At 64.2% G+C, this 11,719-nt stretch carries 9 protein-coding genes; all 9 read left to right on the top strand.

Annotation, left to right across the window (positions count from 1 at the left end; all coding sequences use genetic code 11):
- The first annotated feature begins 74 nt into the window (after positions 1 to 74).
- The 9 genes from AAC014_RS06840 to rpsJ all read left to right on the top strand — a co-directional run bounded on the left by AAC014_RS06840 (position 75) and on the right by rpsJ (position 11,702).
- Positions 75 to 2,201 (top strand): copper-translocating P-type ATPase, encoded by a 2,127-nt coding sequence (locus AAC014_RS06840; protein WP_339706590.1) that lies wholly within the window; start codon positions 75 to 77, stop codon positions 2,199 to 2,201.
- Positions 2,198 to 2,593 (top strand): Cu(I)-responsive transcriptional regulator, encoded by a 396-nt coding sequence (cueR, locus tag AAC014_RS06835; RefSeq protein WP_339705952.1) that lies wholly within the window; start codon positions 2,198 to 2,200, stop codon positions 2,591 to 2,593. Before AAC014_RS06840 ends, cueR begins: the two co-directional genes overlap by 4 nt.
- Positions 2,594 to 2,810: 217 nt before the next feature.
- Positions 2,811 to 5,483, top strand: a complete 2,673-nt coding sequence (gene secA, locus AAC014_RS06830; RefSeq protein WP_339705949.1) for a preprotein translocase subunit SecA — start codon at positions 2,811 to 2,813, stop codon at positions 5,481 to 5,483.
- Between the two features lie 25 nt (positions 5,484 to 5,508).
- Positions 5,509 to 6,771 (top strand): amidohydrolase family protein, encoded by a 1,263-nt coding sequence (locus AAC014_RS06825; RefSeq protein WP_339705946.1) that lies wholly within the window; start codon positions 5,509 to 5,511, stop codon positions 6,769 to 6,771.
- Positions 6,772 to 7,067: 296 nt separating this feature from the next.
- Positions 7,068 to 7,439, top strand: a complete 372-nt coding sequence (rpsL, locus tag AAC014_RS06820; RefSeq protein WP_121047240.1) for a 30S ribosomal protein S12 — start codon at positions 7,068 to 7,070, stop codon at positions 7,437 to 7,439.
- Positions 7,440 to 7,451: 12 nt separating this feature from the next.
- Complete coding sequence (gene rpsG / locus AAC014_RS06815; protein WP_300535666.1) at positions 7,452 to 7,922, top strand: 30S ribosomal protein S7; 471 nt, start codon at positions 7,452 to 7,454, stop codon at positions 7,920 to 7,922.
- A gap of 19 nt (positions 7,923 to 7,941) precedes the next feature.
- Positions 7,942 to 10,017, top strand: coding sequence for an elongation factor G (gene fusA, locus AAC014_RS06810; RefSeq protein ID WP_339705935.1), 2,076 nt, complete (start codon positions 7,942 to 7,944; stop codon positions 10,015 to 10,017).
- Between the two features lie 66 nt (positions 10,018 to 10,083).
- Entirely contained in the window at positions 10,084 to 11,274 is a 1,191-nt protein-coding gene (gene tuf, locus AAC014_RS06805) for an elongation factor Tu (protein ID WP_339705932.1), read from the top strand.
- 113 nt (positions 11,275 to 11,387) lie between these two features.
- Positions 11,388 to 11,702, top strand: a complete 315-nt coding sequence (gene rpsJ / locus AAC014_RS06800; RefSeq protein ID WP_121047244.1) for a 30S ribosomal protein S10 — start codon at positions 11,388 to 11,390, stop codon at positions 11,700 to 11,702.
- Positions 11,703 to 11,719: the final 17 nt, after the last annotated feature.

Below are 11,719 nucleotides of genomic sequence, written 5' to 3'. Positions count from 1 at the left end.
TAAAGGTTCAATGTGCTGGCAAGAGGAGATTTTCAGTGTCCGATTGCTGCAAACACCACGATCATCAACAGAGTATGCCGGTAGACCCCGCAACCGTGGCGCCCGGCGTCATGTGGATCTGCCCGATGCACCCGCAAATCCGACAGGACGGGCCGGGTACGTGCCCGATCTGCGGCATGGCGCTGGAGCCCGAGTCGCCCTCGCTCGACGACGCGCCCAACCCTGAGCTGATCGATTTCACGCGGCGATTTTGGGTCGCCGCCGCGCTCGCGCTGCCGCTGTTCGTGCTGGCGATGGGCACGGACATGCTCGGCTGGCACCTGCTGCCGATGCGCACGATGGTGTTCGTCCAGCTCGCGCTCGCGACGCCCGTGGTGCTGTGGGCGGGGCTGCCGTTCTTCGAGCGGGCCATCGCTTCGGTCCGCACGCGCAATCTCAACATGTTCACGCTCATCGGCCTCGGCGTCGGGGTGGCCTATGCCTACAGCGTCGTCGCAACGCTCGCGCCCGGCCTGTTTCCCGCAAGCCTGCACACGATGCATGGTCAGGTCCCGGTGTATTTCGAGGCGGCAGCGGTCATCGTCGCACTTGTGCTGCTCGGGCAGGTGCTCGAGCTGCGCGCCCGCGCCGCGACCGGCAAGGCGATCAAGGCGCTGCTCGGCCTTGCGCCGAAACACGCACGGCGGATAGCACCGGATGGCAGTGAGGCGGATGTGGACATCGGCCACATCGCCGTCGGCGATCTGCTCCGCGTACGCCCCGGCGAGAAGATTCCCGTGGACGGCATCGTCGAGGAAGGGCGCTCGTCGGTCGACGAATCGATGCTCACCGGGGAGCCTGTACCTGCCGAAAAGGCCACGGGCGACGCGGTGACGGGCGCGACGGTGAACGGCACCGGGATGCTCGTCGTCCGCGCGTCGCGCGTCGGCAGCGATACGATGCTCGCGCAGATCGTGCGCATGGTGGCGGAAGCACAGCGTTCGCGCGCGCCGATCCAGAGCCTTGCCGACACGGTTTCGGGCTGGTTCGTTCCCGCCGTGGTGCTGATCGCGGTGCTCGCCTTCGCCGTGTGGCTGTTTGTGGGGCCGGAGCCGCGCCTCGCCCACGCGCTCGTCGCGGGCGTTTCGGTGCTCATCATCGCCTGCCCCTGCGCGCTCGGGCTCGCGACGCCGATGTCGATCATGGTCGGCACCGGGCGCGGCGCGGCGGCGGGCGTGCTCGTCCGCAACGCCGAAGCGCTGGAGCGCATGGAAAAGGTCGACTCACTTGTCGTCGACAAGACCGGCACGCTGACGCTCGGCAAGCCGCGCCTCGTCGGCATCGAAGGTGCCGACCACGACGATATGCTGCGCCTCGCCGCATCGGTGGAGCGCGGAAGCGAGCATCCGCTCGCCGCCGCGATTGTCGATGCCGCGGAGGAGCGCGGGCTTGTTCTGGGCGATGTCAGCGATTTCGCATCCGAAACCGGCAAGGGCGTCTCGGGGATGGTGGACGGCCGCCGCGTCAGTCTCGGCAACCGCGCGATGATGGCGGGCCTCGATACGTCGGCACTCGACGCGAAGGCGGACGCCCGGCGCGCGTCGGGCGAGGGCGTGATGTACCTCGCCATCGACGGCGCCTTCGCGGGCTTCCTCGCGGTGGCCGATCCGGTGAAGGAAAGCGCGTCGGAAGCCATCGCGGACCTCAAGCGCGAAGGGCTGCACATCGTCATGCTCACCGGCGACAACAGGAAGACCGCCGAAGCCGTGGCGAAGCGGATCGGCGGTATCGACGTGGTGATCGCCGACGTGCTGCCCGCCGACAAACAGAAGGCCGTCGAGCGCCTGCGCGCCGAGGGGCATGTCGTCGCGATGGCCGGAGACGGCATCAACGATGCGCCCGCGCTCGCTGCCGCGAACGTCGGCATCGCGATGGGTACCGGCACGGATGTTGCCATGGAAAGCGCTTCCGTCACGCTCGTGAAGGGCGACCTTCGCGGCATCGTCCGCGCGCGTCGCCTCAGCCGCGCCGTGATGCGCAACATCCGCCAGAACCTGTTCTTCTCGTTCGTGTTCAATGCGGCGGGCGTTCCGATCGCGGCGGGCGTGCTCTATCCGGTGTTCGGGCTGCTGTTGAGCCCGATGATCGCCGGGGCGGCCATGTCGCTGAGCTCGGTCACGGTGATCGGCAATGCGCTTCGGCTGAGGGGGGCGAGACTGTGAACATCGGCGCGGTATCGAAGAAAAGCGGCGTCAGCCAGCGCATGATCCGCCATTACGAAGGCATCGGCCTCATCCCGTTGCCGCCGCGCCGGGACTCGGGCTACCGGGACTATGGCGAGGACGACGTGCACCGCCTTCGTTTCATCGCCAACGCGCGCGATCTCGGCTTCGGCATCGAGGAAATCCGCACGCTGCTCGCGCTCTGGTCCGACCGGGAGCGCAGCAGCGCCGACGTTAAGCGCCTCGCGCTGCAGCAGGCAGAGGCGCTCGGCAAGAAGATGAAGGCGATCGAAGCGATGCGTAGCACGCTCATCCATTTGGCAAAGGGTTGCCACGGCGACTCTCGCCCCGACTGCCCGATTATCGATGCGCTCGCGGCGAAGATGAACTGAACGGCGACGTGCTGCGAAGCAGGGCGTTACGGTGGCAATGCCGTCGCCTGCGCGCGGTTGTAGACATGCCGCCGACAGGTGCCCCTGGGTGCGGGAAGCCGCCGGGCCGCAGATTCCCGAGACCCGGATTCATTGACTATAAAGCGCACCGTTCCTATGTCGGCGGCGATGTTGGGGCCCGCCTGTGCGGCCCCGCCCTTTGCGCACAAGGTACCCCATGCTCGGTCTGAACGCGCTCGCGAAGCGTATCTTCGGCTCCTCAAACGATCGCTACGTCCGGTCGCTGTCCCCCATCGTCCGCAAGATCAACGATCTGGAACCCTCGTTCGAGGCGCTCACCGACGAGCAGCTGAAGGCGAAGACAGAAGAATTCCGCCAGCGCATCGCGGGCGGCGAAACGCTGGATGCGCTGTTGCCCGAAGCCTTCGCCACCGTGCGCGAAGCCTCGAAGCGCGTGCTCGGCATGCGGCATTTCGACGTCCAGCTCATCGGCGGCATCGTGCTGCACCGGGGCGAGATCGCAGAGATGCGCACCGGCGAAGGCAAGACGCTGGTGGCAACGCTCGCCACCTATTTGAACGCCATCGGTGGCAAGGGCGTCCACGTCGTCACGGTGAACGACTATCTTGCCCGCCGCGACTCCGGCTGGATGGGTAAGATCCACAATTTCCTCGGGCTTTCCGTGGGCGTCATCGTCCCGAACATCGACGAGGCGACCCGCCGCGCCGCTTACGCGGCCGACATTACCTACGGCACCAACAACGAGTTCGGCTTCGACTACCTCCGCGACAATATGAAATATTCGCGCGAGTCGATGGTGCAGCGGCCCTTCAACTTCGCGATCGTCGACGAGGTCGACTCGATCCTGGTGGACGAGGCGCGCACGCCGCTCATCATCTCCGGCCCCACCGAGGACAAGACCGACCTTTATGTCGCGGTCGATGCCGTGGTGAAGGTGCTGCCGAAGGAATCCTACGAGGTCGACGAGAAGCAGAAGTCGATCACGCTCACCGAGGACGGCACCGAGGCTGCCGAGCGCGCGCTTGAAGCCGCGGGGCTGCTCGTGGGCGAAAATCTCTATGATTTCGAGAACACGCAGGTGGTTCACCACCTCAATCAGGCGCTGAAGGCCAATATCATCTTCCGCCGCGACACCGACTATATCGTGAAGGGCGACAAGGTCGTCATCATCGACGAGTTCACGGGGCGCATGATGGACGGCCGCCGCTGGTCCGACGGGCTCCACCAGGCGGTCGAGGCCAAGGAAGGCGTCGAGATCCAGCCCGAGAACCAGACGCTCGCGTCGATCACCTTCCAGAACTACTTCCGCATGTACCCGAAGCTCGGCGGCATGACCGGTACGGCGGCGACCGAAGCGGCCGAATTCTACGATATCTACAAGCTGAACACGGTCGAAATCCCGACGAACGTGCCCGTGAAGCGCATCGACGTGGATGACGAGTTCTACAAGAACGCACAGGACAAGTACGGCGCGATCGTGAAGGCGATCCGCGAGGCGAGCCTGAAAGGCCAACCCGTGCTTGTCGGCACCGTTTCCATCGAAAAGTCGGAAATGCTCTCCGAGCATCTGACGAGGGAAGGCGTCGAGCACAATGTTCTGAATGCGCGCTTCCACGAGCGGGAGGCGCATATCGTGGCGCAGGCGGGCCGGCTCGGCGCCGTCACCATCGCCACCAACATGGCGGGTCGCGGCACCGACATCCAGCTTGGCGGCAACGTCGAATTCCGTGTCGACGACGAGCTGAAGACGATGCCCGAAGGCCCCGACAAGGAACAAGAGGTCGAGCGCATCCGTCAGGAGGTCGCCGCCGAACGCGAGGCGGTCAAAGCCGCGGGCGGTCTGTTCGTGCTCGGCACCGAGCGCCATGAGAGCCGCCGCATCGACAACCAGCTGCGCGGCCGTTCGGGTCGTCAGGGTGATCCGGGCTTCTCGCGCTTCTACCTCAGCCTCGACGACGATCTGCTGCGCATCTTCGGCCAGCAATCCATGCTCAATCGCATGATGCAGTCGGGGCTCGAAGAGGGCGAGGCGATCGTCCACCCGTGGATTTCGAAGGCGATCGAGACCGCGCAGAAGAAGGTGGAGGCGCGCAACTACGACGTCCGCAAGCAACTCCTGCAGTACGACGATGTGATGAACGACCAGCGCAAGGTCGTTTACGAGCAGCGCGCCGACGTGATGGATTCGGAAACGCTCGGCGATGTCGTCGCGGACATGCGCTCAGAGACCACGAACGATCTCGTGGCGCTGCACTGCCCGGCCGGAAGCTATCCCGAGCAGTGGAATGTGGAAGGGCTGAGGGTCGATCTCGCGCGCCTGTTCGCGCTCGACTTGCCGATCGAGGAATGGGTCAGCGAGCAGGCGGTCGATCAGGAAATCTTCATCGAGCGCATCGAGGCGGCCGCGAAGGACGCGCTTGAGACGAAGACGGCGAACATCCCTGCCGAAACGTGGACGCAGATCGAGAAGAGCTTCCTTCTCCAGGCGATCGACCATCACTGGAAGGAGCACCTCGCGACGCTCGACGCGCTCCGCGCCGTCATCCACCTGCGCGCCTATGCGCAGAAGCAGCCGATCAACGAATACAAGCAGGAGGCCTTCGCGCTCTTTGAGCGGATGCTCGTCAACATCCGCGAGGAGGTCACGCGGATGCTCAGCCACGCGCAGTTCGAAATGGCCCCCCCGCCATTGCCGCGTACGCCGCCGGAGTTCCTGACCACGCATATCGACCCGTTCACGGGCGAGAACGACTCGCTTGCCGCCGATCCCGATCAGCTCGCGGAGGCGGCGGGTGCCGTCGGCCGCAATCAGCCCTGTCCTTGCGGCTCGGGCAAGAAGTATAAGCACTGCCACGGCGCGAAGGACTGAGCCTTCGCTTCCAAGGGGGGGTGAAATGCTGAAACTGGCACTTGCCGCCGCCGCGCTGCTTTCAGGCACGGCGCAGGCGGAAACCGTTGTCGTCACCGCAGACCGCATGGTCGATGTCGTTGCCGGAAGGATGGTGGAGAACCCGGTGGTGGTGATCACCGACGGGCGTATTGTCTCCGTATCCGGTGGTGCGGGCATCCCGGCAGACGCGAAACGGGTCGACCTGCCCGGCATGACGCTCGTGCCCGGCCTCATCGACATGCATGTCCACCTGGACAGTGCCCCCATTTACGGCGGCTACAACAGCCTCGTCTTCACCGACAGCTTCTGGACCGTGGTGGGCGCGGCGAATGCGCGCGCCATGCTGGACGCGGGCTTCACGACCGTCCGCAACGTCGGCTCGGCCGGCTATTCGGACGTCGGCATCAAGCAGGCGATCGAGGAAGGCTTCGCGACGGGGCCGCGAGTCGTTCCCGCCGCTTATGCGCTCGGCGCCACCGGTGGCCACTGCGACGAGACATTCTATCCACCGTCGTTCCACCGCAAAGGCGAAGCCGTTGGCGATTCGCCCGATGAACTTCGCCTGCGCGTGCGCGAGCAGCGCAAGTACGGCGCGGAGGTCATCAAGGTGTGCGCCACGGGCGGCGTCTTTTCGCGCAACACCGAACCCGGCCAGCAGCAGCTCTCCGAAGGGGAGCTTCGCGCCATCGCGGACGAGGCGCACATGTGGGGCCTGAAGGTCGCCGCGCACGCGCACGGCACCTCGGGCATCAAGGCGGCGATTCGCGCCGGCATCGACACGATCGAGCACGCCAGCCTCATCGACGCCGAAGGCATACGCCTCGCCAAGGAGCGCGGCGCGGTGCTGGCGATGGACATCTATAATACCGAGTATACGCAGGCTGAGGGGCGCAAGAACGGCGTGCTGGAGGACAATCTGCGGAAAGACCGCGAGATCGCCCAGATCCAGCGCGACGGCTTCCGTGCGGCACACAAGGCGGGCGTGAAGATGGTGTTCGCGTCCGACGCGGGCGTGATGCCCCATGCGGAGGTCGGGAAGCAGTTCCGCGTGATGGTGGACTACGGCATGACGCCGATCGATGCGATCCGCGCGGCGACGCGGAATGCCGCCGAGGCGCTGGGCCGCGAATCGGACGTCGGCGCGATCGCACCGGGCCGCTACGGGGACCTCATCGCGGTCTCCGGCGACCCGACTGCGGACGTCACGCTGCTCGCGAATGTTCCTTTCGTTATGAAGGGCGGCGACATCGTGAAAGATGCGCGCTGAGCGCATCGCCGAAGACCCGCGGAGAACCGTCACAAAAGCCGTTGACCTTGGGGGGAGGCGCGCATATAAGCCGCGCCCGTACTCGCGGGCTGGTGGTAGGCGTTCGTCCTAGACGCTGTCCTGGAACGGGTTTTTAGAGCTGATAGGCCGCAAGGCCGCGAAATAAGGGTCCGGGTGGGGCCGTTAAGGTACCCGCCGGGACCGTTTGCATTTGTCCGCGAATCGATCGCGGACGCTTTGCGCGCGGCTGGCCCTGAAGGCTTGCATGGATTTGGAAACAAGAGGCTGAAGCGTTAATGCCGACGATCAACCAGCTGGTCCGCAAGGGTCGGAATCCGCAGAAGGCGCGCAACAAGGTGCCGGCGCTCGAAGCGAATCCGCAGAAGCGCGGCGTATGCACGCGCGTCTACACGACGACCCCGAAGAAGCCGAACTCGGCGCTCCGCAAGGTGGCCAAGATTCGTCTGACCAACGGTTTTGAAGTGATCGGCTACATCCCGGGTGAAGGCCACAACCTTCAGGAGCACTCGGTGGTGCTTATTCGCGGCGGCCGCGTAAAGGATTTGCCGGGCGTGCGTTACCACGTGCTGCGCGGCGTTCTTGACACCCAGGGCGTCAAGGATCGCAAGCAGAGCCGTTCGAAGTACGGCGCCAAGCGGCCTAAGTAAGGAACTAGAGAAATGGCTCGTCGTCGCCGTCCGGAGAAGCGCGAAATTCTCCCCGATCCCCGCTTCGGGGATGTCACGCTCACGAAGTTCATGAACCTCGTGATGTATCAGGGCAAGAAGTCGGTCGCCGAAACGATCGTCTATACCGCGCTCGACAACATCGAATCGAAGATGAAGAAGGACCCGGTTGGGATCTTCCACGACGCGCTCAACAACGTGAAGCCGGGCATCGAGGTCCGCAGCCGCCGCGTCGGTGGCGCGACCTATCAGGTGCCCGTCGAGGTGCGTCCGGACCGTTCGCAGGCGCTGGCGATCCGCTGGCTGATCTCGGCCGCGCGCAACCGCAGCGAGAACACAATGTCGGCGCGCCTTTCGGGTGAACTGATGGACGCCTCGCAGAACCGCGGTACCGCCGTGAAGAAGCGCGAAGACACCCACCGTATGGCCGAGGCGAACCGCGCCTTCGCGCACTACCGCTGGTAAAGATTAAGGACTGATCGCAATGGCCCGCAGCCATCCGCTCGATAAATATCGCAACATCGGCATCATGGCCCACATTGATGCCGGTAAGACGACGACAACCGAGCGAATCCTCTATTACACCGGCAAGTCCTACAAGATCGGCGAAGTGCACGAAGGCACGGCGACGATGGACTGGATGGAGCAGGAGCAAGAGCGCGGCATCACGATCACGTCTGCCGCGACGACCTGTTTCTGGAACGATCACCGCATCAACATCATCGATACGCCCGGCCACGTCGACTTCACGATTGAAGTCGAGCGCAGCCTTCGCGTGCTCGACGGTGCTGTCGCGTGCTTCGACGGCGTTGCCGGCGTGGAGCCGCAGTCGGAGACGGTGTGGCGCCAGGCGGACAAGTACAAGGTTCCGCGGATGTGCTTCGTCAACAAGCTCGACCGCACCGGTGCCAACTTCGAACGCTGCGTGCAGATGATCAAGGATCGTCTGGGTGCGCGTCCGCTGGTGCTGTATCTTCCGATCGGCATCGAAAGCTCGTTCAAGGGCCTCGTCGACCTCGTCGAAAACCGCGCGATCATCTGGCTCGAGGAATCGCTGGGCGCGAAGTTCGAATATTCGGACATCCCGGCCGAGCTCAAGGACGCCGCCGAGCTGGCCCGCCAGGAACTCATCGAGATGGCCGTCGAGCAGGACGATGCCGTCATGGAAGCCTACCTCGAAGGCAACGTTCCCGATGCCGCTACGCTGAAGGCGCTGATCCGCAAGGGTACGCTGAACTTCGCGTTCGTGCCGGTGCTGTGCGGTTCGGCGTTCAAGAACAAGGGTGTGCAGCCGCTGCTCGACGCCGTCGTCGACTATCTGCCGAGCCCGCTCGACGTGCCGGCCGTGCAGGGCGTCAAGCTCGACGGCGAGACGGTCGATACCCGCAAGGCCGACGACAGCGAGCCGTTCTCGGCGCTGGCGTTCAAGATCATGACCGACCCGTTCGTCGGCACGCTCACCTTCGCGCGCATCTACTCGGGCAAGCTCGAGGGTTCCTCCACCGTGCTCAACTCGGTGAAGGACAAGAAGGAAAAGATCGGCCGTATGCTCCTGATGCACGCGAACGAGCGTGAAGACATCAAGGAAGCCTACGCGGGCGACATCGTGGCGCTCGTCGGTCTCAAGGAAGTGACCACCGGCGAAACGCTCTGTGCGCCGAACGCGCCGATCATCCTGGAGCGCATGGAGTTCCCGGATCCGGTCATCGAGGTCGCGGTCGAACCGAAGACCAAGGCTGACCAGGAGAAGATGGGCATCGCGCTCAATCGTCTCGCGCAGGAAGACCCGAGCTTCCGCGTGTCGTCGGACATGGAAAGCGGCCAGACCATCATCAAGGGCATGGGCGAGCTTCACCTCGAAATCCTGGTCGATCGCATGAAGCGTGAGTTCAAGGTCGAGGCGAACGTCGGCGCGCCGCAGGTGGCGTACCGAGAATCGCTCGCGCGCAAGGTCGATATCGACTACACGCACAAAAAGCAGTCAGGCGGTTCGGGTCAATTCGGCCGCGTGAAGATGACGGTCGAGCCGGGTGAACGCGGCCAGGGCGTGCTTTTCGTCGACGAGGTCAAGGGCGGCAACGTTCCGCGCGAATACATTCCTTCGGTCGAGAAGGGCATTCGCGAGGTCGCGGCTTCGGGTTCGCTGATCGGCTTCCCGATCATCGACTTCACCGCGACGCTGACGGACGGCGCCTACCATGACGTCGACTCGTCGGCGATGGCGTTCGAAATCACGGGTCGCGGCGCCATGCGCGAAGCGGCCCAGAAGGCCGGCATCAAGCTGCTCGAGCCGGTGATGAAGGTCGAGGTGGTGACGCCTGAGGAGTTCATGGGCGACGTCATCGGCGATCTCAATTCGCGGCGCGGCCAGATCCAGGGCACCGACAGCCGCGGCAACGCACAGGTGGTCGAGGCGATCGTGCCGCTGGCGAACATGTTCGGGTACGTCAACCAGCTCCGTTCTTTCTCGCAGGGCCGGGCGCAGTACACGATGCAGTTCAGTCATTACGAGGAAGTCCCGGCGAACGTCGCCGAGGAAGTCAAGGCGAAGCTCGCCTGATAATTTGGTTGGCAATCGGAATTGGCCGCGAGGCCAGGGACAGCAGAAGACAAGAGGGTTAGAGACATGGCGAAAGCGAAGTTTGAGCGCACCAAGCCGCACTGCAACATCGGCACCATCGGTCACGTCGACCATGGCAAGACGACGCTGACGGCGGCGATCACGAAGGTTCTGTCGGAGACTGGCGGCGCGACGTTCACGGACTACGCCAACATCGACAAGGCTCCCGAAGAGCGCGAGCGCGGCATCACGATCTCGACGGCGCACGTCGAATACGAGACCGAGAACCGTCACTATGCGCACGTCGATTGCCCGGGCCACGCTGACTATGTGAAGAACATGATCACCGGCGCCGCGCAGATGGACGGCGCGATCCTCGTCGTGAACGCCGCTGACGGCCCGATGCCGCAGACCCGCGAGCACATTCTGCTTGCGCGTCAGGTCGGCGTGCCGGCGCTCGTCGTCTACATGAACAAGGTCGATCAGGTCGACGATCCCGAGCTTCTCGAGCTCGTCGAGCTCGAAGTTCGCGAACTGCTCTCGAAGTACGACTTCCCGGGCGACGACATTCCGATCGTCAAGGGTTCGGCGCTTGCCGCGCTCGAAGGTCGTGATGACGAGATCGGCAAGAACTCGATCCTCGAGCTGATGAAGGCGGTCGACGACTTCATCCCGCAGCCGGCGCGTCCCCTCGACAAGGCGTTCCTGATGCCGATCGAAGACGTGTTCTCGATCTCGGGCCGCGGTACCGTCGTCACGGGCCGTGTTGAAACGGGCATTGTCAAGGTTGGTGAGGAAGTCGAGATCGTCGGCATCCGTCCGACGACGAAGACGACCGTCACGGGCGTTGAAATGTTCCGCAAGCTGCTCGATCAGGGTCAGGCCGGCGACAACATCGGCGCGCTGCTCCGCGGCACGAAGCGTGAAGACGTGGAGCGTGGCCAGGTCCTCTGCAAGCCGGGCACGATCACCCCGCACACGGATTTCAAAGCCAACGTCTACGTGCTGTCGAAGGATGAAGGCGGCCGTCACACGCCGTTCTTCGCGAACTATCGTCCGCAGTTCTACTTCCGCACGACCGACGTGACGGGTGAAGTTGTTCTCCCCGAGGGCACCGAGATGGTGATGCCGGGCGACAACATCGAACTCGGTGTGAAGCTGATTGCGCCGATCGCCATGGATCCGGGTCTCCGCTTCGCCATTCGCGAAGGCGGTCGTACCGTGGGTTCGGGCGTCGTGGCGGAAATCACGAAGTAAGCGAAAGCATATCGCCGGTCCGGCACGAAAACGTGCCGGACCGGTTTGCTTTTGCCGGTTGGATTGAGAAGGCCGAATTGGTCGGCCGAATAAAGGTTTGAACGGGTACCCGCATGGAAACGCAGAATATTCGCATCCGCCTCAAGGCCTTCGATCACCGCGTGCTCGATCAGGCGACGGGCGAAATCGCCGACACGGCGAAGCGGACGGGCGCGATGGTGCGCGGACCCATCCCGATGCCGACGCGCATCGAGAAGTTCACCGTGAACCGCTCGCCGCACGTCGACAAGAAGTCGCGCGAGCAGTTCGAGGTTCGCACCTACAAGCGCCTGCTGGACATTGTTCAGCCGACGCCCCAAACGGTGGACGCGCTGATGAAGCTCGACCTCGCCGCGGGTGTGGATGTCGAGATCAAGTTGCAGGCCTAGCCTGACGTTTTAACTCA

Origin of the sequence: uncultured Sphingosinicella sp., from assembly GCF_963974575.1 — a bacterium.
GTDB lineage: Bacteria > Pseudomonadota > Alphaproteobacteria > Sphingomonadales > Sphingomonadaceae > Sphingosinicella.
The sequence above is the reverse complement of the archived record's forward strand: the minus strand, read 5'-3'. Positions and strand labels throughout refer to the sequence as shown.